At 71.2% G+C, this 25,975-nt stretch carries 12 protein-coding genes and 1 tRNA gene; 10 read left to right on the top strand and 3 right to left on the bottom strand.

Annotated features, from left to right (window positions below; translation table 11 throughout):
* Positions 1-21 precede the first annotated feature (21 nt).
* Complete coding sequence (locus tag KIK06_RS25820) at positions 22-12,993, bottom strand: type I polyketide synthase (protein ID WP_268645475.1); 12,972 nt, start codon at positions 12,991-12,993, stop codon at positions 22-24.
* A gap of 119 nt (positions 12,994-13,112) precedes the next feature.
* Positions 13,113-14,321 (bottom strand): cytochrome P450, encoded by a 1,209-nt coding sequence (locus KIK06_RS25825; RefSeq protein ID WP_268645476.1) that lies wholly within the window; start codon positions 14,319-14,321, stop codon positions 13,113-13,115.
* A 354-nt stretch (positions 14,322-14,675) separates the two neighbouring features.
* Here KIK06_RS25825 and KIK06_RS25830 point away from each other — a divergent pair, with 354 nt between their 5' ends.
* From KIK06_RS25830 to KIK06_RS25860, 7 genes are read left to right on the top strand one after another with little or no spacing between them, the layout of a single operon-like run.
* Complete coding sequence (locus KIK06_RS25830) at positions 14,676-15,917, top strand: cytochrome P450 (RefSeq protein ID WP_268645477.1); 1,242 nt, start codon at positions 14,676-14,678, stop codon at positions 15,915-15,917.
* Between the two features lie 57 nt (positions 15,918-15,974).
* Positions 15,975-16,421 (top strand): sugar 3,4-ketoisomerase, encoded by a 447-nt coding sequence (locus KIK06_RS25835; protein WP_017601704.1) that lies wholly within the window; start codon positions 15,975-15,977, stop codon positions 16,419-16,421.
* Positions 16,418-17,641, top strand: coding sequence for a DegT/DnrJ/EryC1/StrS family aminotransferase (locus tag KIK06_RS25840; protein ID WP_017601705.1), 1,224 nt, complete (start codon positions 16,418-16,420; stop codon positions 17,639-17,641). The genes KIK06_RS25835 and KIK06_RS25840 overlap by 4 nt, the downstream gene beginning before the upstream one ends.
* Before the next feature lie 40 nt (positions 17,642-17,681).
* Positions 17,682-18,572, top strand: a complete 891-nt coding sequence (rfbA, locus tag KIK06_RS25845; protein ID WP_268645478.1) for a glucose-1-phosphate thymidylyltransferase RfbA — start codon at positions 17,682-17,684, stop codon at positions 18,570-18,572.
* Positions 18,573-18,629: 57 nt separating this feature from the next.
* Positions 18,630-19,619, top strand: a complete 990-nt coding sequence (gene rfbB / locus KIK06_RS25850; RefSeq protein ID WP_017601707.1) for a dTDP-glucose 4,6-dehydratase — start codon at positions 18,630-18,632, stop codon at positions 19,617-19,619.
* A 42-nt stretch (positions 19,620-19,661) separates the two neighbouring features.
* Complete coding sequence (locus KIK06_RS25855; RefSeq protein ID WP_327084666.1) at positions 19,662-20,474, top strand: thioesterase II family protein; 813 nt, start codon at positions 19,662-19,664, stop codon at positions 20,472-20,474.
* A complete protein-coding gene (locus KIK06_RS25860; RefSeq protein WP_268645479.1) occupies positions 20,464-21,969 on the top strand; it encodes an NDP-hexose 2,3-dehydratase family protein in 1,506 nt (501 codons plus the stop codon). The genes KIK06_RS25855 and KIK06_RS25860 overlap by 11 nt, the downstream gene beginning before the upstream one ends.
* 178 nt (positions 21,970-22,147) lie before the next feature.
* Here KIK06_RS25860 and KIK06_RS25865 read toward each other — a convergent pair.
* A tRNA-Leu gene (locus KIK06_RS25865) sits at positions 22,148-22,235 on the bottom strand.
* A 145-nt stretch (positions 22,236-22,380) separates the two neighbouring features.
* Here KIK06_RS25865 and KIK06_RS25870 point away from each other — a divergent pair.
* From KIK06_RS25870 to KIK06_RS25880, 3 genes are all read left to right on the top strand, one after another.
* The gene (locus tag KIK06_RS25870; protein WP_268645480.1) at positions 22,381-23,703 is read left to right on the top strand and encodes a M20/M25/M40 family metallo-hydrolase; all 1,323 of its coding nucleotides are present in this window, start codon (positions 22,381-22,383) and stop codon (positions 23,701-23,703) included.
* A 258-nt stretch (positions 23,704-23,961) separates the two neighbouring features.
* Positions 23,962-24,939, top strand: a complete 978-nt coding sequence (locus tag KIK06_RS25875; RefSeq protein ID WP_327084667.1) for a hypothetical protein — start codon at positions 23,962-23,964, stop codon at positions 24,937-24,939.
* A 155-nt stretch (positions 24,940-25,094) separates the two neighbouring features.
* Positions 25,095-25,730: a chaplin family protein gene (locus KIK06_RS25880; RefSeq protein WP_268645482.1), complete on the top strand. Its 636-nt coding sequence runs from the start codon at positions 25,095-25,097 to the stop codon at positions 25,728-25,730.
* The last annotated feature ends 245 nt before the right edge of the window (positions 25,731-25,975 follow it).

Consider the following 25,975-nt stretch of genomic DNA (forward strand, 5'->3'; position numbering starts at 1 on the left):
GGTCGCTTTCATTCCTACTGCTCACAGCTGCTCCTCGATGAAGGCGAAGAGGTCGTCGTCGTCCGTGGAGTCGAGCCGCTCGTCCAGGTCCACGGTGTCGGCGGCGGAGCCGGTCGACGGCTTGGACGGGGAGGCCGCGTGGCCTGTCGCGGTCGGCGTGACCGCGGCCAGCAGCTCGGACAGCCGTCGACGCACGGCATCGCGTCCCTGAACGTCCTCGGCCATGGCGCCGACCGCCCGGGCGACCGTCTCCAGACCGGCGAGCGCGGCGTCCACCCCGCCCCCGGCGCCGTCGGCGGTCGGGTCCGGGGACAGTTCGTCGGTGAGGTACTCGGCCACCGCCATCGGAGTGGGGTGGTCGAACACCAGGGCGGCGGGCAACCGTAGGCCGGTCGCCGTGCCGAGCCGGTTCCGCAGCTCCACGGCGGTCAGGGAGTCGAACCCGAGCTCCTTGAACGGCCGTCGCGGCGCCACCCCGTCGGGGGAGGCGTATCCCAGTACGGCCGCGACCTGGGCACGCACCAGGTTCACGAGTTCTCGGAGCCGGACCGACGCGTCGAGCCCGGCCAGCCGTTCGGCCCAGGTGTCCTCGGGCTCGGTCCGCGGCGCCGGGGCGGACGGCCCGGCCGCCCGCGCGGGCACCAGGCCACGCAGCAGTTCGGGCACCGCCTCCGGGCCCCGTTCGTCCCGCTCCCGGCGCACCGAGGTCAGGTCCAGCCGCATCGGTGCCAGGAGCGGGTCCGCCTCGGCGGCGGCGAGCGCCCGGTCGAACAGGGCGAGCCCCTGCGCGTTCGTCATCGGCGCGATCCCGGCTCCGCGCATCCGCCGCAGGTCGGTTTCGGTGAGGTGGCCGGTCATCCCGGTCGCCTCACCCCACAGACCCCAGGCCAGCGACACGGCGGGCAGCCCCAGGGACCGACGGTGCTGTACCAGGGCGTCGACGAACGTGTTGGCCGCCGCGTAGTTGCCCTGTCCGGGACGGCCCAGCAGACCGGCCGCCCCGGAGAAGACCGCGAACACCGACAGCGGGGCCTCGGCGGTCAGCTCGTGCAGGTTCAGCGCCGCGTCCACCTTCGGCCGCATGACCGTGTCGAGCCGTTCCGGGGTCAACGCCTCGACCGCTCCGTCGTCGAGCACCCCGGCCGCGTGGACCACACCGGTCAGCGGCCGGTCCGCGGGAACGTCCGCCAACACCCGGGCCAGCGCCGCACGGTCGGCGGTGTCGCACGCCGCGATCTTTGGCCTGGCGCCCAGCCCGGTCAGCTCCTCGGCGAGCGCGGCGGCGCCGTCGGCGCCGGTTCCGGCACGGCTCAGGAGCAGGAGGTCGCGGACTCCGTGCCCGACGACCAGGTGCCGGGCCACCAGTCGACCGAGCATGCCGGTCGCACCCGTCACCACCACCGTTCCGGCCGGGTCGAAGACGGTCGCGCGCTCCTCCCACGGGGTCCCGGAGGCTTCCGCGCGAGCGAGCTCCGGGATCCGGACGGCCCCTTCGCGCAGGGCCACCTGCCCGACGCCGCCCAGCACCGCGCCGAGCGCACCGGGCAGGGACCTCCGGCTCTCCGGGGAGTCGTCCAGGTCGATCAGGGCGAAGCGGCCCGGGTGCTCCGAGCGCGCGGACCTGACCAGACCCCACACGCCCGCGCACACCGCCCCGTCGACCCCTTCGCCGGGAACCGTCGCCACGGCCCGCCGGGTGGCCACCACCAGCGGCACCTCCGCCAACGCGTCGGCGGCCAACCACTCCTGGATGACGGCCAGACAGTGGCCGGTGGTCTCGCGCACGGCGCTCGCGGACGGCTCGGAACCGGCGGGCAGTGGCAGGACGACGGCCTCCGGGCGCGGTGCCCCGGCGGCCAGGGCGTCCAGCAGGGCCCGCACCTGCGGATACACCGCGGCGGGACGGCCGGTCCCGCCCGCGTCCGCGGCGGACGGAGCGGGAGAGGGGACGTCGGCGAGACCGTCCGCGTCGGGTCCGAGCAGGGCCCAGGAACGCGGCGGGGCGGTGTTCGCGGGCCGTGGCCGCCACTCGACCCGGTACAGCGGTCCGGAGTCGGCGTCCGCGCCGAGCAGTTCGGCCAGGCGCCCGTTCGACAGCGGACGCATGACCAGCGAGTCCAGGGACAGCACCGTCGCCCCGGTGGTGTCGACGGCGTGCAGGGAGACGGCGCCGTCTCCCACCCGCGCCAGCCGGACGCGGAGCACGTCGGAGGGGGCGGTGGTCGACCGTGACCTGACCCCCTGCCAGGCGAACGGCAGCAGCACGCCGTCGTCGGGGAGGTCGAGGAGCCCACCGGCCACCCACGGCTGGAGCGCGGCGTCGAGGAGGGCGGGGTGCACACCGAACCGGCCGGAACCGGTGGCGGCCCGGTCGGGCAGCCGAACCTCGGCGAGCAACGCGTCCGGTCGCCGCCACACGGCGCGCACCCCGCGGAACACCTCGCCGTACTCGTAGCCCAGAGCGGTGAACCGGTCGTAGAGTTCGGACCCCTCCACACGCTCTCCGGCGGGCGGCCAGTCCCGCGCCCAGTCGGCGGACGGGACGGTCGGAGCCGGGTCCGGGACGAGGACGCCCTGAGCGTGGCGTGTCCAGGTGGCGGGGGAGCCGTGTCCCTCGGGGGAGGAATGGATGGAGACCGTGCGCCGCCCGGAGTCGTCCGCTGGCGACACCCGGAGCTGCACCCGCACGCCTCCGGTAGCGGGGAGGAGGAGCGGTGCCTCCAGCTCCAGCGAGTCGAGCGAGTCGCAGCCGGTGGCGGAACCGGCGTGCAGAGCCAACTCCACGAAGGCCGTGCCCGGGAGCAAGACCGTCCCGGACACCGCGTGGTCGGCGAGCCAGGCGTGCTCCGAGCACGACACGCGCCCGGTGAGCAGGAGTTCTCCCGAGTCGGCCAGCGGCAGCCCGCCGTTGAGGAACGGGTGGTCCTCCCAGCTCATACCGAACCTGCCCGCCGCCGCGTCACCGATCGCCGACGGCGGCATCGGTGTCCAGTGGTGTTGGTGTTGGAAGGGGTAGGTGGGCAGGGGGGTGGTGTGGCCGGTGGGGGTGAGGTGGGTCCAGTCCAGGGGGGTGCCGTGGGTCCAGGTGGTGGCCAGGGAGGTGAGTAGGCGGGTGGGGGTGTCGTCGTCGCGTCGCAGGGTGCCGGTGGTGTGGGCTGTCAGGTCGTGTTGTTCGGCGGTGTGCTCGATGGCGTGGGTGAGGACGGGGTGGGCGCTGGCCTCGATGAAGCGGGTGTGGCCTTGGCGGAGGAGGGCGGTGACCGTCGAGGTGAAGGAGACCGTGTGGCGCAGGTTGCGGTACCAGTACCCGGCGTCGAAGGAGGGTTCCGGTTCCACGGTGGAGTGGAACGGGATGCGCGGGGCCTTGGGGGTGATGTCGGCCAGGGCGGCGTTCAGCTCATCCTGGATGCGTTCGACGTGGCTGGTGTGGGAGGCGTAGTCGACGGGGATCTGGCGAGCCTGGATGTTCTGGTGGGTGCAGTGGGTGACGTAGTCGGTGACGGCGTCCAGATCCCCGGCCACGACGGTGGAGTGGGGGCTGTTGAGGGCGGCGATCTCGAGTCGGCCTTGGTAGGCGGTGAGGTCGATGGCCTGGACGGGGAGGGGGATGGAGGCCATGCCTCCGTGTCCGGCCAGGTGGGTGGCGATGATGCGTGCTCGTTTGGCGACGACGGCGGCGCCGTCTTCGAGGCTGAGGGCTCCGGCGACGGTGGCGGCGGCGATTTCTCCTTGGGAGTGGCCGATGACGGCGTCCACACGTAGGCCGAGGGTGTGCCAGAGGTGGGCGAGGGAGACCATGACGGCCCAGGTGGCGGGTTGGACGATGTCGACTCGGTCCAACGATTGGCCTTCGGTCAGGACGGTGATGAGGTCCCAGTCGGTGTGGGGGGCCAGGGCACGCGCGCACTCGTGGAGTCGTTGGGCGAAGGCGGGCTGGTCGGCTAGGAGGTTCGCGGCCATGCCGGTCCATTGGGTGCCTTGGCCGGGGAAGACGAGGACTTGTTTGCCGTCAGTGGTGGTGGTGTTGGTGACCACGGCTGGGTCGGGTTCGTCTGCGGCCAGGTGACGTAGGTGGGTGGCCAGGTCTTGGGTGGTGTGGGCGAGGACGGTGGCGCGGTGGTCGAAGGTGGTGCGGTGGGCCATCGTGTGGGCGATGTCGCCCAGGTTCATTTCTGGGTTGTGGTCGATGGTGTCGGCGAGTCGGGAGGCGGCGTCGGTCAACGCCTTGGGGGTGCGACCTGACAGCAACACAGGAACAGGACCAGAAGGTTGTGTCGTCGCGTCGGGAGCCTCGGCGGGAGCGGACGCGGGGGCCTGCTCCAGGATCAGGTGCACATTGGTGCCGCTGACCCCGAACGCGGACACACCGGCTCGGGAAGGTCGGTCGTTCTCGGGCCAGGGTTGGGCCTGATCGAGGAGTCGGACGGCTCCGTTGGCCCAGTCGACGTGGGTGGTGGGGGTGTCGGCGTGCAGTGTGCGGGGCAGTTGACCGTGGCGCAGGGCCTGGATCATCTTGATGACCCCGCCGACTCCGGCGGCGGCCTGGGTGTGGCCGATGTTGGACTTGAGCGATCCCAGGTAGAGGGGGGTGTGGGGGTCGCGGTCCTGGCCGTAGGTGGCCAGGAGGGCTTGGGCTTCGATGGGGTCGCCCAGGCGGGTGCCGGTGCCGTGTGCTTCGACGGCGTCGATGTCGGTGGGTCGGAGTCCGGCGTTGGCCAGGGCTTGGCGGATCACTCTCTGTTGGGCGGGTCCGTTGGGGGCGGTCAGGCCGTTGCTGGCCCCGTCCTGGTTGACGGCCGATCCCCGGATGACGGCCAGGATGGGGTGCCCGTTGCGTCGGGCGTCGGAGAGCCGCTCGACCAGCAGCATCCCGGCACCCTCGGCCCATCCGGTGCCGTCGGCCTCGTCACTGAAGGCACGGCACCGCCCGTCGGGAGACAGGCCACGCTGCCGGGAGAACTCCACGAACAGACCGGGAGCCGCCATGACGGTGACACCTCCGGCCAGGGCGAGGTCGCATTCGCCCTGGCGGAGCGCTTGGGCGGCCATGTGCAGCGCGACCAGTGACGACGAGCACGCCGTGTCCACCGACACCGCCGGACCCTCGAGCCCCAGCGTGTAGGAGATGCGGCCGGAGACGACACTCGCGGACTTACCTGTGAGCAGGTGTCCCTCGTGCTCCGCTGGTGCCTCGTGCAACCGTGAGGCGTAGTCCTGGTGGGTGAGTCCCGCGTAGACGCCGGTGGGGGTGCCGTGGAGGGTGTGGGGGTCGATGCCCGCGCGTTCGATGGCTTCCCAGGAGGTTTCCAGCAACAGGCGTTGTTGGGGGTCCATGGCGGTGGCTTCGCGGGGTGAGATGCCGAAGAAGTCGGGGTCGAAGTCTGCGGCGTCGTGGAGGAAGCCGCCTTGGCGGACGTAGGTTTTGCCGGGGGTGCCGGGTTCGGGGTCGTAGAGCGAGTCCAGGTCCCAGCCCCGGTCGGTGGGCGCGTCGCCGATCACATCGCGCTCACCGGCCACCAGTTCCCAGAGGGCGTCGGGCGTGTCCGCGCCGCCGGGGTACCGGCACGCCATACCGACGACCACCACCGGATCGTCGTCGACCATGGTGCGACCCACCGGAACCGGCGGAGTGTCCGCCGGGCCCTCCGTGCCGTCGTCGACCAGAAGACCGAGTAGGAGCGTGGCGATCGCCGTGGGCGTGGGGTGGTCGAAGACGACCGTGGAGGGCAGCTTCAGACCGGTGGCCGCGTTGAGCCGGTGGCGCAGTTCGACGGCGGTCAGCGAATCGAAACCCACTGACTTGAAGGCACGTTCGGCGCCGATGGTGTCGGTGTTCGGATGACGGAGGACGAACGCCGCTTCCGCGCGCACGAGCTCCACGAGTGTACGCAGTCGCTCCGGCTCCGCCAGGGTGGACAGCCGACGTGACAGCTCGGATGAGTCGTCCTCGGCGCCGGGCGCGGCGGTCGTGTCCGCCAACGCCTCCACGGCCTCCGGAACGGAGTCGAACAGGGTGCTGGGCCGGACCGCCGACGTCGCGGGAGCGAACCGTTCCCAGTCGACGTCGACGATGGCCGTGACCGCGTCGCCGCCGGGAATGGAGCGCAGGAGGGCGTCGATGGCGGCCTCGGGGTTCATGGCCCGCAGCCCCCGACGGGACAGGCTGGCCTCGCCGGCACCCGCCGCCATGCCACCGCCGTCCCACAGGCCCCAGGCGATCGAGGCCGCGGGGAGTCCGGCGGCGCGGCGGCGCTCGGCGAGGGCATCCAGCGCGGCGTTGGCGGCGGCGTAGGCGCCCTGGCCGCCGTTGCCCCAGACCCCGGTGACGGAGGAGAAGAGGACGAAGGCGTCCAGGTCCGGCAGATCCTCGGTGAGCTCGTGCAGCAGCGTCGCCCCGAGGGCCTTCGGACGGTGCACGGCGTCGAAGCTCTCCGCCGACAACGTGTCGATCAGGGCGTCATCCAACACCCCGGCACTGTGGAAGACGGCGTTCGGGGGGTGGGCGGCGATCAGTGCGCCGAGCTCCGAGCGGTCGGCCACGTCGCAGGCGGCATGGATGACCTCGCAGCCGTGGCCCCGCAGCTCCTCGGTCAGTTCCGCCGCGCCGGGGGCGTTCGCGCCCCGACGGCCGGTCAGGACGAGGCGTTCGGCCCCCTCGGCGGCCAGCCTGCGAGCCAGACGCCGCCCGATGGCTCCCATGCCTCCGGTGATCAGCACCGTGCCGGACGGCCGCCAGGGGGCGGCGTTCGTCGGTGCCATCCGGGCCGTCCTGCGCCCGTAGACACCTGAGGGCCGGATCGCCACCTGGTCCTCGTCCCCACCGCCGAGCGCGGTCACCGCGCGGGCGAGGTCCCGCGGGCCGGGCCGCTCGGGGAGGTCGATCAGACCCCCCCAGACGTCGGGCAGCTCGAGGGCGGCGACACGGCCGAAAGCCCACAGCTGGGCCCCCTCGTCCTGGGGGCTCTCACCGGGGGAGACCGCGACGGCCTCCCTGGTCAGTGCCCATACCCGGGTGCTCTGGGGGGACACGTCGGTGATCGCCTGGATGAGGGAGATCGACGTCGTGACCGTGTCCAGGGACTCCGCCAGACCGACCAGTGAGACGACGGATACGGCGTGGTCGTCGTCGGTGCCCAGGTGAGGGGAGAGGACCTGGGCGAACTCGTCGCGCTCTGTACCGAGCGGAACGTCGACCCGGTCGACGGAACCGCCACGCTCGGACAGGGCGTGCGTGACCTCATCGACGATCGAGGCGTCGAGATCGGAGGGGACGACGAGCAGGTGGTGGCCGGAGAGCGTCGGAGCCGTGACTTCGGGGAGTGGTTTCCAGGTGGTGCGGTAGCGCCAGGTGTCGGGTCCGGTGGTGGGTGTGGGTGTGGGTGTGTGGGTGGGTTGGGGGGTGAGCCAGTGGTGTTGGTGTTGGAAGGGGTAGGTGGGCAGGGGGGTGGTGTGGCCGGTGGGGGTGAGGTGGGTCCAGTCCAGGGGGGTGCCGTGGGTCCAGGTGGTGGCCAGGGAGGTGAGTAGGCGGGTGGGGGTGTCGTCGTCGCGTCGCAGGGTGCCGGTGGTGTGGGCTGTCAGGTCGTGTTGTTCGGCGGTGTGCTCGATGGCGTGGGTGAGGACGGGGTGGGCGCTGGCCTCGATGAAGCGGGTGTGGCCTTGGCGGAGGAGGGCGGTGACCGTCGAGGTGAAGGAGACCGTGTGGCGCAGGTTGCGGTACCAGTACCCGGCGTCGAAGGAGGGGTTGTCCTCGACGGTGGAGTGGAACGGGATGCGCGGGGCCTTGGGGGTGATGTCGGCCAGGGCGGCGTTCAGCTCATCCTGGATGCGTTCGACGTGGCTGGTGTGGGAGGCGTAGTCGACGGGGATCTGGCGAGCCTGGATGTTCTGGTGGGTGCAGTGGGTGACGTAGTCGGTGACGGCGTCCAGGTCGCCCGCGATCACGGTGTTGGTGGGGCTGTTGAGGGCGGCGATCTCGAGTCGGCCTTGGTAGGGGGTCAGGTCCAGTTGGTGTGGGGGTAGGGGGATGGAGGCCATGCCTCCGTGTCCGGCCAGGTGGGTGGCGATGATGCGTGCTCGTTTGGCGACGACGGCGGCGCCGTCTTCGAGGCTGAGGGCTCCGGCGACGGTGGCGGCGGCGATTTCTCCTTGGGAGTGGCCGATGACCGCGTCCACACGTAGGCCGAGGGTGTGCCAGAGGTGGGCGAGGGAGACCATGACGGCCCAGGTGGCGGGTTGGACGATGTCGACCCGGTCCAACGATTGGCCTTCGGTGAGGACTTCGATGAGGTCCCAGTCGGTGTGCGGGGCCAGGGCACGCGCGCACTCGTGGAGGCGTTGGGCGAAGGCGGGTTGGTCGCGTAGGAGGTTCGCGGCCATGCCGGTCCATTGGGTGCCCTGGCCGGGGAAGACGAGGACTTGTTTGCCGTCGGTGTTGGTGCCGGTGATGACGGCGGGGTTCGGTTCTCCGTGTGAGAGGTCGCGTAGGCGCTTGTTGAGTTCTTCGGTGGTGTGGGCGAGGACGGTGGCGCGGTGGTCGAAGGTGGTGCGGTGGGCCATCGTGTGGGCGATGTCGCCCAGGTTTATCCCTGGGTTGTGGTCGATGGTGTCGGCGAGTCGGGAGGCGGCGTCGGTCAACGCCTTGGGGGTGCGCGCGGACAACAGAACCGGCACCGGACCAGCGGGATCGGCCGTTTCACCACTGTGCTCGACGTGAACAGACACAGGTGTCTGCTCCAGGATCAGATGGGCGTTGGTGCCACTAATGCCGAAGGACGACACACCGGCACGCCGTGGCCGATCGTTTTCGGGCCAGGACACCGGGTCGGTGAGCAGCGTGATCTGACCGTTGGCCCAGTCGACGTGGGTGGTGGGTTCGTCCGCGTGCAGGGTTTTGGGCAGTTGACCGTGGCGCAGGGCCTGGATCATCTTGATGACCCCGCCGACTCCGGCGGCGGCCTGGGTGTGGCCGATGTTGGATTTGAGCGAGCCGAGGTAGAGGGGGGTGTGGGGGTCGCGGTCGTGTCCGTAGGTGGCCAGGAGGGCTTGGGCTTCGATGGGGTCGCCCAGGCGGGTGCCGGTGCCGTGCGCTTCCACGGCGTCCACGTCGGCGGGTCGGAGTCCGGCGTTGGCCAGGGCTTGGCGGATCACTCTCTGTTGGGCGGGTCCGTTGGGGGCGGTCAGGCCGTTGCTGGCCCCGTCCTGGTTGACGGCCGATCCCCGGATGACGGCCAGGATGGGGTGTCCGTTGCGTCGGGCGTCGGAGAGCCGCTCGACCAGCAGCATCCCGGCGCCCTCGGCCCACCCGGTGCCGTCGGCCTCGTCACTGAACGCCTTACAGCGGCCGTCTGAGGACAGCCCCTGTTGCCGGGAGAACTCCACGAACATTCCAGGGCTCGCCATAACGGCGGCACCTCCGGCCAGGGCGAGGTCGCATTCGCCCTGGCGGAGCGCTTGGGCGGCCATGTGCAGCGCCACCAGGGACGACGAGCACGCCGTGTCCACCGACACCGCCGGACCCTCGAGCCCCAGCGCGTAAGCGATCCGACCCGACACCACGCTGGTCGTAGTGCCTGTGAGCAGATAACCGTCGTAACCCTGCGACGGTTCGTAGAGCCGAGGCCCGTACTCCTGCGACATCACGCCGGTGTAGACGCCGGTGGGGGTGCCGTGGAGGGTGTGGGGGTCGATGCCCGCGCGTTCGATGGCTTCCCAGGAGGTTTCCAGCAACAGGCGTTGTTGGGGGTCCATGGCGGTGGCTTCGCGGGGTGAGATGCCGAAGAAGTCGGGGTCGAAGTCTGCGGCGTCGTGGAGGAAGCCGCCTTGGCGGACGTAGGTTTTGCCGGGGGTGCCGGGTTCGGGGTCGTAGAGGGTGTCCAGGTCCCAGCCCCGGTCGGTGGGGAAGGGGGAGATGGCGTCGGTGCCGGTGGTCACCAGTTCCCAGAGGGCGTCGGGGGTGGTGGCTCCGCCGGGGTAGCGGCAGGCCATCCCCACCACCACGATCGGGTCCTCCGCGTCGTCCGTCTTTCGGGTGACGGCAGGCGCGACCTCGGGAGCGGGGCTGCCCATGAGTTCCTGGTGAAGGAATTCGGCCAGGAGTCGGGGACTGGGGTGGTCGTAGACGAGCGACGTGGCCAGGTGCAGTCCCGTCGCTGTCAGCAGTCGGTTACGCAGCTCGATCCCGGTTACGGACTCGAAGCCCTGCTCCTTGAAGGACTCGTCCGCTCTGATCTCGGACACTGCGACCAGGCCGAGGACTGCCGCGGCGTGCTTGCTGACCAGGTTCAGCAGCAGTTCGCTTCGCTCCTCCGGGGTGGAGAGCCGCCTCAGCTCCTGTCGCAGGGCGTTGTCTACGGTCCGGACTTCTCCTTCTGCGGAGCGAGTCTCGCCGTCACTGCCGATCCAGTGGTGTTGGTGTTGGAAGGGGTAGGTGGGCAGGGGGGTGGTGTGGCCGGTGGGGGTGAGGTGGGTCCAGTCCAGGGGGGTGCCGTGGGTCCAGGTGGTGGCCAGGGAGGTGAGTAGGCGGGTGGGGGTGTCGTCGTCGCGTCGCAGGGTGCCGGTGGTGTGGGCTGTCAGGTCGTGTTGTTCGGCGGTGTGCTCGATGGCGTGGGTGAGGACGGGGTGGGCGCTGGCCTCGATGAAGCGGGTGTGGCCTTGGCGGAGGAGGGCGGTGACCGTCGAGGTGAAGGAGACCGTGTGGCGCAGGTTGCGGTACCAGTACCCGGCGTCGAAGGAGGGTTCCGGTTCCACGGTGGAGTGGAACGGGATGCGCGGGGCCTTGGGGGTGATGTCGGCCAGGGCGGCGTTCAGCTCATCCTGGATGCGTTCGACGTGGCTGGTGTGGGAGGCGTAGTCGACGGGGATCTGGCGAGCCTGGATGTTCTGGTGGGTGCAGTGGGTGACGTAGTCGGTGACGGCGTCCAGATCCCCGGCCACGACGGTGGAGTGGGGGCTGTTGAGGGCGGCGATCTCGAGTCGGCCTTGGTAGGCGGTGAGGTCGATGGCCTGGACGGGGAGGGGGATGGAGGCCATGCCTCCGTGTCCGGCCAGGTGGGTGGCGATGATGCGTGCTCGTTTGGCGACGACGGCGGCGCCGTCTTCGAGGCTGAGGGCTCCGGCGACGGTGGCGGCGGCGATTTCTCCTTGGGAGTGGCCGATGACGGCGTCCACACGTAGGCCGAGGGTGTGCCAGAGGTGGGCGAGGGAGACCATGACGGCCCAGGTGGCGGGTTGGACCACGTCGACCCGGTCCAACGACCGGCCTTCGGTCAGGACGGTGATGAGGTCCCAGTCGGTGTGGGGGGCCAGGGCACGCGCGCATTCGTGGAGGTGTTGGGCGAAGGCGGGCTGGTCGGCCAGGAGGTTCGCGGCCATGCCGGTCCATTGGGTGCCCTGGCCGGGGAAGACCAGGACCTGTTTGCCGTCGGCCGCGACACCGGTGATGACGGCGGGGTTCGGTTCTCCGTGTGAGAGGTCGCGTAGGCGCTTGTTGAGTTCTTCGGTGGTGTGGGCGAGGACGGTGGCGCGGTGGTCGAAGGTGGTGCGGCGGGCCATCGTGTGGGCGATGTCGCCCAGGTTCATTTCTGGGTTGTGGTCGATGGTGTCGGCGAGCCGGGAGGCGGCGTCGGTCAACGCCTTGGGGGTGCGACCCGACAACAACACAGGAACAGGACCAGAAGGTTGTGTCGTCGCGTCGGGAGCCTCGGCGGGAGCGGACGCGGGGGCCTGCTCCAGGATCAGGTGCACATTGGTGCCGCCCATGCCGAACGACGACACACCGGCCACCCGCCGCAGGCCACCCTCCTCGATCCAGGGGCGCCGCTCCGTCACCACCTCAACGCTGAGCTCGTCGAGGGGGATGTCGGGGTTGGGCTCGGTGAAGTTGAGGCTGGGCACGAGCTCCCCCTCGCGCACGCACAGCGCCGCCTTGAGGAACCCGACGATGCCGGCCGCCCCCTCCAGGTGACCGACGTTGGTCTTGACCGAGCCCACCTGGACCGGGCGCGTCCGACCGCTGCCCGCACCGACCACCGCACCCAGGGCGGCGGCCTCCACGGGGTCGCCGACACGCGTGCCGGTACCGTGCAGCTCGACGTAGTGGACCGACTCCGGGGACACGCCCGCCCGCTCGTAGGCCCCGCGCAGCACCGCTTCCTGGGCGGCCTGGTCCGGGGTGGTGATGTTCACCCCGCCGCCGTCGTTGTTGACGGCGCCTCCCCTGATGACGCAGTGCACCCGGTCGCCGTCCGCGATCGCGGCGGAGAGCGGCTTGAGCACGACGGCCCCACCTCCCTCGCCGCGCACGTAGCCGTTGGCGCGCGCGTCGAAGGTGTGGCAGCGCCCGTCGGGGGAGAGCGCTCCCATGCGCTCCATCGTTGTGGTGCTCTCCTCGGTGAGCACCAGGTGGACGCCGCCGACCACGGCGAGCGTGGTCTCCCCCCGGCGCAGGCTCTCACACGCCGTCTGCACCGCCACCAGCGAGGACGACTGGGCCGAGTCCACGGTGACGCTGGGGCCGCGCAGGCCCAGGTGGTAGGACAGGCGGTTCGCTGCCATGGCGCGGTGCAGCCCCGTGGCGGTGTGGCTTCCCGTCGGCACCCCGGAGCGTCGGGTGAGGGCGGCGTAGTCGTCGGAGGCGATCCCGACGAAGACGCCGGCGTCCGTTCCGGCGAGGTCACCGGGGACGATTCCGGCGTTCTCCAACGCCTCCCACCCCAGTTCGAGCATGAGCCGGTGCTGCGGATCGGTCGCGGCGGCCTCTGCGGCGTCCATACCGAAGAACTCGGCGTCGAACCCGGCGTGGTCGTCCAGGGCGGCCCGCCAGGTGCCGTCCTCCCGGCGGGCAGGCATGCCGCGACCGGCGCACAACAGGTCCCAGAACTCCTCGGTGGTGGCCGCCCCTGGCAGTCGGCAGGACATGCCGACAACGGCGATGCCGTCGAGATCGTCTGTGCCGTTGGTGGTGTCGGGTCGCCGTGCACCGGTGTTCGGGATCATGAAGTCTCCATTGCCGAGGGGTGGATCGAGTCGCCTGCGTCACGGCGGAGGAAAACCTGGATCGCAGAGTTCGACGGAGGTGGAAACCGTGGTGCGGCGGGAGCGACCGCCGCTTTCTTTCACCACGTCACGAGTAGTTCCTGGGGGCTGCGAATGAGCATTCCCCGGTGCCATCCGATCTCGTTTTCTGGAACGGCCAGGCGCAGTTTTGGAATTCTGGTGACGAGGGCTTCGGTCGCGCACTGGAGTTCCATCCTGGCCAGTGCCGCGCCGACGCAGTAGTGCGGCCCCTTGCTGAACGACAGGTGGGGGTTGGGGTCGCGTTCCAGGGAGAACGTGTCGGGATCGTCGAAGACCTCGCCGTCCCGGTTGGCGGAGGTCAGCGAGTAGACGACGGCCTCCCCCGCCCGGATGCGCACCCCGGCGATCTCCAGATCCTCGGTGGCGACCCGGCTCGCGGGCACCGACGACCACAGGGGCAGGTACCGCAGGAGCTCCTCCACCGCGGTGGGGATGAGCTCAGGCTCCGCACACAACCGCTGGTAGTGCTCGGGTTCGCGCAACAGGAGGAGGACGTTCCCGGCCAGCTGGTTGGCGGTGGTCTCGTGGCCGCCGACGAGCAGGCCCCCGATGAGCATGAGCAGTTCCGGCTCGGTGAGCCGCCCCTCGTCGTCGCTGACCTGGATCAGTGCGCTGAGCAGGTCGTCTTCGGGCTCGGCCCGGCGCTTCGCGGCGAGATCGTACAGGTAGGCGCTGAACTGCTCCATCGCCCCGGTGATCTCGGCCTCGGTGTACCGCGTCGAGGACATCAGCGCGTCGCTGAAGCGGCGGAAAAGGTCCTGATCCTCGACGGGAACGCCGAGCATGCGGCAGATGACCCGCGTCGGCAGCGGGAGGGCCAGTCGGGCCACCAGGTCGACCGGGCCGCCGTCGGCGACCATCCCGTCGACGAGTTCCTCTGTGATCCGCTCGACTTCGGGGAGCATGTCGGCGACCCGCCTGGGGGTGAAGGCCCTGGACACGAGCCTGCGCAGCCTTCGGTGCTGCTCCGGGGGCATCCCCATCAGCCCCACCGAGTCCAGCGGGCGCGGCGCGACCCTGGGCACGTCCCAGTCGGCCCCGGCGTGCAGGCTCAGCCTCGGATCGGTGAGGGCCTCGCGGATGTCCTCGTGGCGGGTGAGGAGCCAGGCCTGACCGCCGTGGGGCATCCGCACACGGGCGACCGGCTCACGCGCGCGCAACTTCGCGTACGTGGGGTCGACGCTGAGGTCCACACGGTCGCCGAACGGGTAGTCCCACACGGAACCGCCGGTCACGGGGCAGGTCATGGCTCTCTTCTCCTCTGGGCGCGGATTCTGTCACTCAACACCAGAAGGAGCGGCGGACGAGAAGGGTTCGCTGATGCTATGTCAGGTCCTTCCCCGCGTTGCCCGAATGGGTTTTCCAAGCCCCGGGTCCGACGGTTCCCGTGGGCTACTGTGTCAGGTTCGGTCTTGCGGGTGGGGTCGCCCGGGATTTAGCTTCCTTTCCGCCATGGGTGTTCGCTCGGGGATTTCTCTCGACGCGGCCACTCGCCGTGTCAAGAGAATGACTCACCGGCGTTCGCGTATTCCCTTTCGTGCGCCCGAGGTCGAGCAATCCTCCGCATCAGCCCCGATGAGAGAGTCGATATGACGCAGCAGATGACCGAATCCGGAAACGGACCGGCCCAGCAGGGGGCCGAGGCCGGACCACACCCGCTCGCGCAGCCGGACGGGGCCGACGCGCGTGGCCTGCTGGACTGGTTCGCCAAGGCGCGGGAGGAGGCCCCGGTCTTCTGGGACGAGACCCGCCAGGCCTGGCAGGTGTTCACCTACGCCGATTACCTGACCGTTTCCACCAACCCCCAGCTCTTCTCCTCCGACTTTTCCCCGGTCTTCCCGGTGCCGAAGGAGCTGGCGATCCTCATGGGGCCCGGAACGTTCGGCGGTATCGACCCGCCCAAGCACGGGCCGCTGCGCAAGCTGGTGTCCCAGGCGTTCACCCCCAAGCGGATCTCCGCGCTCCAGCCGCGCGTGGCGGAGATCACCAGGGAGCTGCTGGCCGGACTGCGTGACCGGGAGCGGATCGACGTCGTCTCCGACCTGGCCTATCCCCTGCCGGTCATCGTCATCGCCGAACTGCTCGGTATCCCGGCGCAGGACCGCGACCTGTTCCGCGAGTGGGTCGACGTCATCCTCAACAACGAGGGCATGGAGTACCCGAACCTCCCCGACGACTTCGCCGAGACGATGGGGCCGGCGATCGAGGAGTGGGCCGCGTACCTGTACAAGCACATCGCGCTCAAGCGGGAGAACCCGGCGGACGACCTGATGAGCGGCCTCATCGAGTCCGAGGTGGACGGCCGCAGGCTCACCGACGAGGAGATCGTCAACATCGTGGCGCTGCTGCTCACCGCGGGCCACATCTCCAGCGCCACCCTGCTCAGCAACCTCTTCCTGGTGCTGGAGGAGCACCCGGACGCCCAGGCGGAGGTCCGCGCCGACCGCGGGCTGATCCCCGGTCTGATCGAGGAGACGCTGCGCTACCGCAGCCCCTTCAACAACATTTTCCGGCTGGTGAAGGAGGACACCGACATCCTCGGCCACCCCATGCGGGCCGGACAGATGGTCATCGCGTGGATCGCCTCGGCCAACCGGGACGCCGCGCAGTTCTCTGCCCCCGACACCTTCGACGTGCGCCGTGAGTCCAACCGGCACATGGCCTTCGGGCACGGCATCCACCACTGCCTCGGTGCGTTCCTGGCCCGCCTGGAGGCCAAGGTGTTCCTCGATCTCTTCTTCGACGAGTTCTCCGCCTACCGGATCGAGCACGACGGCGTGGAGTTCTACGAGGACGACCAGTTGACCGCTCGTTGCCTCCCGGTGGCCGTCACCCGCCACTGAGGCGGGGCGGTCGGCGTGGCGGAACGCGCACGGACGAAGGACTCAAGGAGCAGCCCGATGGTGGCGAGCATCACCGGGGGGACCGGTATCGGCGGGGTCAGATCCTGCCGCCTGGTCGACCTCGAACAGCACAAGGACGAGCGCGGAAGTCTGTCGGTGGTCGAGTCCGAGCGGACCGTGGGCTTCTCCGTCAGGCGTGTCTACTACCTGCATGACCTCCAGCCGGGCACCTCGCGTGGCGGGCACGCCCACCGCTCCCTGGAGCAGCTGATCATCGCCGCCCACGGCGCGTTCACCATCACCGTCGACGACGGGTTCCACCGGGCCAGCCACCAGTTGCTCCAACCCGGCGTCGGGATGTACGTGGGGCCGATGGTGTGGCGGAACCTCAGCGACTTCACCGAGGGGGCGGTCTGCCTCGTCCTGGCCTCCTGCCACTACGACGAGTCGGACTACTACCGCGACTACGACGCCTTCCTCAGGGACACCCGGGGGACGTCATGAGCGGTCGGGAGGTCGCCGCCCCCGCCGGGGTGCGGTTCTATGACCCGCGGGAGGTGCACGACGCCTCGGGCCTGCGGGAGGAGATCGACGCCGCCCTGCTGCGGGTCGCCGCCAGCGGACGGTATCTGCTCGGGGAGGAGATCGACGCGTTCGAGGAGCGGTTCGCCCGCTACTGCGGCGCGGGGCACTGCGTCGCCGTCGGCAGCGGGTTCGACGCGCTCCGGTTGACCCTCCGCGCGCTCGGGGTGGGCTCCGGTGACGAGGTGATCGTGCCCTCGCACACCTTCGTGGCGACCTGGCTCGCGGTGTCGGAGGTCGGGGCCACCCCGGTTCCCGTCGAACCCGGTGACGAGGGGCCCTCGCGGTTCCTGATCGACCCCGACCGGCTGGAGGCGGCCCTGACCGCCAGGACCAGGGCGGTGGTCCCCGTGCACCTGTACGGGCACCCGGTCGACCTGGAGGCGGTCGAGTCGTTCGCGCGGCGGCACGGGCTCCCGGTGGTCGAGGACGCGGCACAGGCGCACGGCGCCCGCCACCGGGGGACCCGCGTGGGCGGCGGGTACGCGGCCGCCTTCAGCTTCTACCCCGGCAAGAACCTGGGCGCGCTCGGCGACGGCGGCGCGGTCGTCACCTCCGACCCGGACCTGGCCCGGCGGCTGCGCCTGCTGCGCAACTACGGGTCCCGGGAGAAGTACCGGCACGAGGCGCGGGGCGTCAACTCTCGCCTGGACGAACTCCAGGCCGCCGTCCTGTCCGCCCAACTCCCCCACCTGGACACCTGGAACGCGCGGCGGCGTGAGATCGCCGACCGCTACACGCGGGCGCTGGCCGGACTGCCCGGGATCACCGTTCCCTCGGTCGCGCCCTGGGCGGAACCCGTCTGGCACCAGTACGTGCTGCGTGCGACCCACCGCGACCGGCTGCGGCGGCTGCTGGCCGAGGCGGGGGTGGAGACGCACGTCCACTACCCCGTGGCCGTGCACGACTCGCGGGCCTACGCCGGTCCTGAGCCGGTGGCGTCCGCCGCGGACCCCGGGCCGGGCACCGGCGCGGCGTCCGCCCAGTGGGCGCGGCCCTTCGGGGACCTGCCGCGCGCCCGGCGGTTGGCCACCGAGGTGCTCAGCCTGCCGATTGGCCCGCACCTGTCCGACGACGCCGTCGCGACGGTGGTCGCGGCCGTCCGGTCGGCCGCGCCGGACACCCGGGAGGTGGGTCCGTGAACCAGCAGCACACCGTTCGAAACGGCACCGGAGGGGAGCGATGAAGGGCGTCATTCTCGCGGGCGGCAGCGGCACCAGGCTGCGTCCGCTGACCGGAACCCTGTCCAAACAGGTACTGCCGGTCTACGACAAACCGATGATCTACTACCCGCTGTCGGTACTCATGCTGGCCGGGATCTGCGACATCCAGATCATCTCCGGCAAGGACCACCTGGAGATGTTCCGCTCCCTGCTCGGCGACGGCGACCGGATCGGGCTGGACATCAGCTACGCCGAACAGGCTGAACCCCGGGGCATCGCCGAGGCCTTCCTCATCGGGGAGGAGCACATCGGCCGTGACCAGGTCGCCCTGATCCTCGGTGACAACGTCTTCCACGGGCCCGGGTTCTCCTCCGTGCTGACCGCGAGCGCGGCCCGCCTCGACGGGTGCGAACTGTTCGGCTACCCGGTCAAGGACGCACAGCGCTACGGGGTGGCGGAGATCGACGACGGGGGCCAGGTGCTGTCGATCGAGGAGAAACCCCGGCACCCGCGGTCCAACCTGGCCGTGACCGGCCTGTACCTCTACGACAACGACGTGGTGGAGATCGCCCGGACTCTGCGTCCCTCCGCACGCGGCGAGCTGGAGATCACCGACGTCAACAAGGTCTACCTCGAACAGGGACGGGCCCGCCTGACCGAACTGGGCCGCGGCTTCGCCTGGCTGGACATGGGCACCCACGACTCCCTTCTCCAGGCGGGCCAATACGTGCAACTGCTCGAACAGCGCCAGGGCGAACGCATCGCCTGTATCGAGGAGATCGCGCTGCGGATGGGGTTCATCTCGGCCGAGCAGTGCTACGAGCTCGGCCTGGAGCTGCGCGCCTCCAGTTACGGCGACTACCTCATCGACGTCGCCACACGCGAGGCGTCCGCCGTCACCCTCACCTAGGGCACGGCGCCGTCCGCACTCCCGCTGACCCGTAGCGTGACCCCGAAAGGCTCTCCCATGCATGTGCTCGTGACGGGAGGTGCGGGTTTCATCGGCTCGCACCTCGTCCGGCAGACACTCTCCGGCGCCTACCCGGACCTGGGCTCCACCCGGGTGACGGTCCTCGACAAACTCACCTACGCGGGCAACATCGCCAACCTGGCGCCCGTCGCCGACCACCCGGACCTGGAGTTCGTCCGCGGCGACATCTGCGACCAAGCCCTGGTCCGACGCCTGATGGACGGCGTCGACCTGGTCGTCCACTGCGCTGCTGAGTCCCACGTCGACCGCTCCATCACCGACGCGTCCGCCTTCGTCACCACCAACGTGGAGGGCACCCGCACGCTGCTGCACGCCGCCCTGGACGCGGGGGTCGGCCGTTTCCTGCACGTCTCCACGGACGAGGTGTACGGCTCCATCCCCGAGGGCTCGTGGCCCGAGGACCACCCGGTCGCGCCCAACTCCCCCTACGCCGCGACCAAGGCGGCCTCCGACCTCCTGGCGCTGGCCTACCACCGCACCCACGGCCTGCCCGTGTGCGTCACCCGCTGCTCCAACAACTACGGACCCCACCAGTACCCGGAGAAGGTCATCCCGCTGTTCACCACCCACCTGCTGGACGGCCACCCGGTCCCGTTGTACGGCGACGGCCGCAACAGCCGCGACTGGCTGCACGTGGACGACCACTGCCGCGCCCTGGCGCTGGTCGCGGCCGGCGGCCGGCCGGGCGAGGTCTACAACATCGGGGGCGGGACCGAGCTGACCAACGTGGAACTGACCGAACGGCTGCTGCGGCTGTGCGGCGCGGACCGCTCGGCCGTGCGCAGGGTTCCCGACCGCAAGGGGCACGACCTGCGCTACTCCGTCGACACCGGCAAGATCCGCGCCGAACTCGGCTACGCGCCGCGCGTGGACATCTCCGAGGGACTCGCCGCGACCGTCGAGTGGTACCGGAACAACCGCGCCTGGTGGGAACCGCTGAAGGCGCCCGCCACGGCCGGAGTGTGACGCCGACCCCGACCCCAACGAACGTCAGAAGCAGGTGAGCAGATGAGGTCCCCCATCGCCGCGCACGGCGCCACCCCCGCCGCGGCCGAAGAGAACGTGTGGCTGCGCCGCTACGCCGAGGTCCCCGCGCCCGCGCACCGATTGGTGTGCTTCCCCCACGCCGGCGGCGCCGCCAGCGCCTACCTCCCCTTCGCCCGACGGCTCGCCGAGGCGGGGATCGAGGTGTACGCGGTCCAGTACCCCGGCCGTCAGGACCGCAGGCACGAGCCGTTCGCGACCACCGTCGGGGAGCTGGCCGAGGGAGTGCTGCCCGAGCTGCTCCGGGTACTGGAGGCCGCCGACGGGATCCCCCTCTCCCTGTTCGGGCACAGCATGGGCGCGACCACCGCCTACGAGGTCGCCAGGCTGCTGCACCACACCGGCGCGGCTCGGCCCGAACACCTCCTCGTCTCCGGTCGCCGCGGCCCCACCGTGGAGCGGCGCGACACCGTCCACCTGCTCGGCGACCGGGAGCTGATCGAGGAGGTGCGCAAGCTCCAGGGCACCGATCCCAGCGTCTTCGCCGACGAGGAACTGCTGCGCATGGTCCTGCCCGTCCTCCGGGCCGACTACCTGGTGGCCGGTCGCTACCGCCACGCCCCGGGCCCCTGCCTGGACCTTTCCCTGACGGTGCTCACCGGCGACGCCGACCCCAACGTGGGGCTGTCCGAGGCCCGCGCGTGGCGGGAGGCGACCACCGCGGACACCGCCCTGCACGTCTTCCCCGGCGGGCACTTCTACCTTCAGGACCAGCGGGAAGCCGTCTGCCGCACGATCGAGGAGACCCTCAGTGATGGGAACAACCGTGCTCGTTGACAGTGCTCCGTCGGCCGGCGGGCCGCCGTCCTCCTCCGCCTCCCGCTGGCGCCCGGCGGCTGACCGGAGGGACACGGCACGCCGGGTCCTGACCTCGGCGCAGACCCCGGACAGCCGGGTGACGCCGAGCGCGGACATCCCCGCCTGGCTCGCCGAACGGGCCGCCGCGGGGAGCTTCGAGGTCACCCCCATCCCGTTCGCGGCCATGCGCGGCTGGCACTTCGAGGGGGGGACCGGCAACCTCCGCCACGCGTCGGGCCGCTTCTTCTCCGTCGAGGGCCTGCACGTCCGCGGCTCCCGCGCTCCCGAGGGAGGATGGCGCCAGCCCATCATCGTCCAACCAGAGGTGGGGTTGCTCGGGATCGTGGCGCGGGAGATCGACGGCGTCCTCCACTTCCTCATGCAGACCAAGATGGAGCCGGGCAACGTCAACACGCTCCAGATCTCCCCGACCGTCCAGGCCACGCGCAGCAACTTCACCGGGGTCCACCGGGGGCGCGGGATCCGCTTCCTCGACCTGTTCCTCGCACCCGGCCGGTGCAGGGTCCTGGTCGACGTGCTCCAGTCCGAGCAGGCCGACTGGTTCCTGGCCAAGCGCAACCGGAACATGGTCGTCGAGGTCGCCCCCGACGAGGAGCTGGACACCGGCGAGGACTTCCGCTGGCTGACGCTCGGCCAGATCCGAGCCCTGCTGACCACCGACAACCTCGTCAACATGGACGCCAGGTCCATCGTCGCCTGCCTACCCACGCTCGGCGGCGGCGGGGAGCGGGGCGCCGGCGACGGGTTCACCGCCGCGCTCCTGCGTTCGTTCACCGAACCGTCGGCGCGCTCCCTGCGCACCGACGAGGAGATCGGCTCCTGGTTCAACGGCATCCGCGCCCTGGAGGAACTGGTGCAGCGGCTGGTCCCGCTCGACTCCGTCGACGGGGACGGCTGGGAGCACACACCCGAGGAGATCGCCCACGGCAGCGGTCGCCACTTCCGGGTACTGGCCGCCGACGTCACGGCCACCAGCCGGGAGGTCTCCAGCTGGAGCCAGCCCCTCATCCAGCCCCGCCATCCGGGCCTGCTCGCGCTGCTCGTCAAACGGGTCGACGGAGTCCTGCATGCCCTGGTGCAGGCCCGGGTGGACGTGGGCCACCTCAACGTCGCCGAACTCGCGCCTACCGTGCACTGCCGTCCCGCCGAGCACACCGGTCCCGACGCCGTCCCCCACCCGCCCTACCTGGACCTGGTCCTGCACGCCCCGGCCGCGCGGTTGCGCTACGACGCCGTGCAGTCGGAGGAAGGCGGGCGCTTCTTCCACGCCCAGAACCGGTACACCATCGTCGAGGTGCCCGAGGACTTCGACGAGGCCGCCGCGGCACGGGGGACCACCGGGGGCGACTACGCCTGGGTGACCTTCGCCCAGCTGACCGAGCTGCTCGCGCACGGCAACTACGTCAACGTCGAACTGCGTACCCTGATCGCCTGCGCGCACGCTCTCTACTGACCCGGCCTCCCACCGGGAACCCGGTTCGGCGGTCTCCCTCCCCGGCGGATCCGCCGGGGCGCGAACGAGCCCCGAGGCGAGAGGCCCCGAACCGGCTCCGGTCGCGCGCCGGGGGCGCCCCGGCGGGAGCGGGGGCGCCCCCGGGCAACAAAAAAGACCCTGCGAACAGGGTCTTCGTTGGTGTCCGAGGGGGGACTTGAACCCCCATGTCCTTAACGGACACTAGCACCTCAAGCTAGCGCGTCTACCTATTCCGCCACCCGGACTGGGCTGTGTTCGGCGCTTCCCGCGCCGGACAGGTCAACCATAGCAAAGGTCTGAGGCCCCGCGAACCAGTTTCCGGGCGGGGTGCGGGCGTGACATGGTCGGTGGGACACGCAGGAGCCCATGCGGCGGGACGGGAGTTGCGAGATGGCAGAGCCGGACAACGCGTTGAGCGCGGCCGAGGTCGAGGTCGTCGACCTGTGCAGGGAGCTCATCGAGATCGACACCTCCAACTACGGCGACCACTCGGGGCCCGGTGAGCGCAAGGCCGCCGAGTACGTCGCGGGCAAGCTCGACGAGGTCGGCGTCGAGTCCCGGATCTACGAGAAGCACCCCGGCCGCAGCAACGTCGTGGCGCGCATCGCGGGCGAGGACTCCGGTCGGCCCCCGCTGCTCGTCCACGGCCACCTGGACGTCGTCCCCGCGGCGCCCGACGACTGGACCCACCACCCCTTCGCCGGTGAGGTCGCCGACGGCTGCGTCTGGGGTCGCGGCGCCGTCGACATGAAGAACATGAACGCCATGGTCCTGGCCATGCTCCGCCAGCGCCTGCGTGAGGGCCGCCGCCCTCCGCGCGACATCGTGCTGGCCTTCCTCGCCGACGAGGAGGCGGGGGGCACCTGGGGCGCCCAGTACCTGGTCGCCGAGCACCCCGAGCTGTTCGCCGACTGCGACGCCGCGATCAGCGAGGTCGGCGGCTTCTCGTTCACGGTTCGGGAGAACCGCCGCCTCTACCTGGTGGAGACCGCGGAGAAGGGCATCGCCTGGATGAAGCTGACCGCGCGCGGCACCGCCGGGCACGGGTCGATGGTCAACGCCGACAACGCGGTCACGGAACTGGCGGCGGCCGTCGCCAGGCTCGGCGAGCACGAGTTCCCCGTGCAGCTCACCCCCACCGTGCGGACCTTCCTGGAGGAGATCTGCGAGGAGTTCGGGATCCCGTTCGACGAACGCGACGTGGACGCCACCGTCGCCCGCCTCGGCCCGATCGCCCGGATGATCGGCGCCACGCTGCGCAACACCCTCAACCCCACGGTGCTCGGCGGCGGCTACAAGGCCAACGTCATCCCCGGTGAGGCGACCGCGCAGGTGGACGGCCGATTCCTGCCGGGGACGGAGGACGAGTACTTCGCGACGGTCGACCGCCTCCTCGGGCCGAAGGTCAGCCGGGAGTTCATCCACCACCTCCCGGCGGTGGAGACCTCCTTCGACGGCGGTCTGGTCACCGCCATGCAGGAGTCCCTGTCGGCCGAGGATCCGGGGGCCAGGGCCGTGCCCTACTGCCTGTCCGGCGGCACCGACGCCAAGAGCTTCTCCCGCCTGGGCGTGCGCAACTACGGGTTCTCGCCCCTGCGGCTGCCGCCGGAGCTGGACTTCGCGGGAATGTTCCACGGTGTCGACGAGCGCGTCCCGATCGACGGCCTTCGGTTCGGGGTGCGTGTTCTGGACAGGTTCGTCGGCATGAGCTGACCCTGTCCGGGTTCGCGGTGCCCTTCCGGGGCGGAAGCGCCGAGAACTTCTCGGCGCGATCCGCGATCACGTCCACGCTCACCCAACGTGATGATACGGTTGCTTTCAGTTCGACGGTGCTGAGGTTCGGCGCTCGCGTCAGCGCGCGCCACGAACACGGCACCGCCGTGCGACCGCGGTAGATCCGCCGCACGGGACCGTCCAGTGACAGTGAGATGAGGGGGGCATCCGATGGTGCTCGCGGGACGAGGGTGGCTGGTGTCGTCCAGCCGCGCTGCCCGTGATGCCCAGGGCCCCTACGTTCGACTGTTGCTCCTGTCCGGTATCGCCGCCGTCGCGTGGCTGGCCGGGGGGTTCGGTGTCGCGCAGGCCGACACCGCCCCCGAGACCGGCGGACTGGTCGGTCGTGTCATCGGAGCGGAGGACGCGACCGAGGACACCGCCCGGGCCGACGCCACGCGTGAGCACGTGCTCGCCGGCGCCGGGGACCGGGCCTCGTCGCTCACCGACACCGTCGTCCCCCAGGCCGCGGCGCTTCCCGCGCACGCCCTGGACGGGACCGGTGTCACGGCGGCACTCGAGGAGGCCGCCGCCGGTGCGGCCACCACCCGCGTGGTCGGCGACACCGCCCGGGCCGTCGACGGCACCGCACGCGGTGCCGGAGAACTCGTCACCGGCGTCGCCCGCGCGAGCCGGGGAGTGGTGGAGACCACCGATGACTCCCTGCGCGGCACCGGCCTGGTCGACACGGTCACCGAGGGCCTGACCGACGCGGGGGAGGGGGTCGGCGACACCGTGCGCCGTACGGTCCCCGTCGACCTGCCGGTCCTCGAGGCCGGCACCGACCCCGTCACGTTGCCCGAGACGGCCGGGGCCGCCGCCCCGGACGCGGTACGGGACCGGGACGGGACCCCGAAGTCCGACCCGGCCACGACCGTGGTCTCGCCCGCGACCCTCTGGAACGCGGCTCCGTCCGAGGCGGCCGACGTGTCGGCCACCGGCGACGACGGCGAGACCGCCGACCGGATCCGCCTCATCGCGGGCGGTACGCCGCACTCGGCCGGGACCGACGCGACCGGTGCGTCCGCTCCGTCGTTCCCCACGCCCGGTGCGGCCGGATTCCTCATGGCCAGGGCCGTGCACACCGCGCCCCAGGCCCAGCGGGTCGCCCTTCCCGGCGACCCCACCCTGGTCGTCCGCGACGCCGCGGACGACCCCTCCTACTCCCCTGACTAGTCGCGCCTGACGACCGCGGCCGGTCAGCGCGCCCAGCGCGCGATCCGCCCACCCTTGCCGGTGGGTCACCACTCCTTCGGCTGATCAAGCCTGGAGTCACCGTCCGTGGTCACATGAGCCGCCAACAGACTTCCTCATTGACCCAAGGACATGTGATGACCTACGCAGCCGCTTCCCGCGTCGCCGCCCTCGTGGCGGTCGGATTCCTCACCGCCGCCGGTGGCTCCGCCCACGCCGACACCGCGACCAGCGGCAACGGTTCGATCGGCGGAGGCAACCAGCTGGTCGTCGACGGCGACGTCCCCGTCAACGTCTGCGGCAACGCCGTCGCCGTGGTCGGCGTGGCCGGCGCCGGGTGCGTGGACGGCGAGGCCGTCGTCCACGACGGGCCGAGCGGGGAGCCCACCACCCCGGCGTCACCGGCCGACCGCCGTACCGACGACGGCTACGACGGCTACGGAGAGCAGATCCCTGAGGAGAACCCCAGGGAGGACACCCCGGGCGAGGACGAGACCTCGGAGGCGACCGCCTCCCCCAGCCCGGAGGAGTCCCCCGCCCCCACCGAGGAGAACCGCGGTGAGGTGCCGGGGGACGAGGAGGGCGCGCCCCCGCAGGAGCGGCCGGGGACGCCCTCCCTCGAGGAGTCCGCCCCCGCCGAGGACGACACCGAGCTCGCCGTCACCGGAACCGACGGAACCGGGGTGCTCTGGATGGTCGTGGCAGCCCTCGCCACCGCCGCGGCCGGGGCCGGACTGATCCTCCTGGGTCTTCGCCGGCGCGCCCGCGCCTGATCGGCCGCCCGGGCCGCCGAGCGGCCCGGGGGTTGACGCGAGTCCCGCAGCACCGGCCGCAGCCGAGATCGCGGGGTTCACGTCAGCCGCCGCTCACCCAGAGCGGAGCTGATCGACCGAGCGCGCGCGTTCGCCCGCACCCAGTGGAGCCGAACCGCGGCGCGCTCACCAGCCCGGCAGACACGCACCGCCCAGGTGCGCGGCCGACCGGATGATCCCCGGGCTCGGTCGAGGGCCCGCGTCCC

Source organism: Nocardiopsis sp. EMB25, from assembly GCF_026797795.1.
In the GTDB taxonomy this organism is placed as follows: domain Bacteria; phylum Actinomycetota; class Actinomycetes; order Streptosporangiales; family Streptosporangiaceae; genus Nocardiopsis; species Nocardiopsis lucentensis.

Excerpts from the sequence above, each read along its gene's own strand:
- KIK06_RS25820 (WP_268645475.1), bottom strand. The coding sequence starts at position 12,993 with ATGATCCCGAACACCGGTGCACGGCGACCCGACACCACCAACGGCACA.
- KIK06_RS25825 (WP_268645476.1), bottom strand. The coding sequence starts at position 14,321 with ATGACCTGCCCCGTGACCGGCGGTTCCGTGTGGGACTACCCGTTCGGC.
- KIK06_RS25830 (WP_268645477.1), top strand. The coding sequence starts at position 14,676 with ATGACCGAATCCGGAAACGGACCGGCCCAGCAGGGGGCCGAGGCCGGA.
- KIK06_RS25835 (WP_017601704.1), top strand. The coding sequence starts at position 15,975 with ATGGTGGCGAGCATCACCGGGGGGACCGGTATCGGCGGGGTCAGATCC.
- KIK06_RS25840 (WP_017601705.1), top strand. The coding sequence starts at position 16,418 with ATGAGCGGTCGGGAGGTCGCCGCCCCCGCCGGGGTGCGGTTCTATGAC.
- rfbA (WP_268645478.1), top strand. The coding sequence starts at position 17,682 with ATGAAGGGCGTCATTCTCGCGGGCGGCAGCGGCACCAGGCTGCGTCCG.
- rfbB (WP_017601707.1), top strand. The coding sequence starts at position 18,630 with ATGCATGTGCTCGTGACGGGAGGTGCGGGTTTCATCGGCTCGCACCTC.
- KIK06_RS25855 (WP_327084666.1), top strand. The coding sequence starts at position 19,662 with ATGAGGTCCCCCATCGCCGCGCACGGCGCCACCCCCGCCGCGGCCGAA.
- KIK06_RS25870 (WP_268645480.1), top strand. The coding sequence starts at position 22,381 with ATGGCAGAGCCGGACAACGCGTTGAGCGCGGCCGAGGTCGAGGTCGTC.
- KIK06_RS25880 (WP_268645482.1), top strand. The coding sequence starts at position 25,095 with ATGACCTACGCAGCCGCTTCCCGCGTCGCCGCCCTCGTGGCGGTCGGA.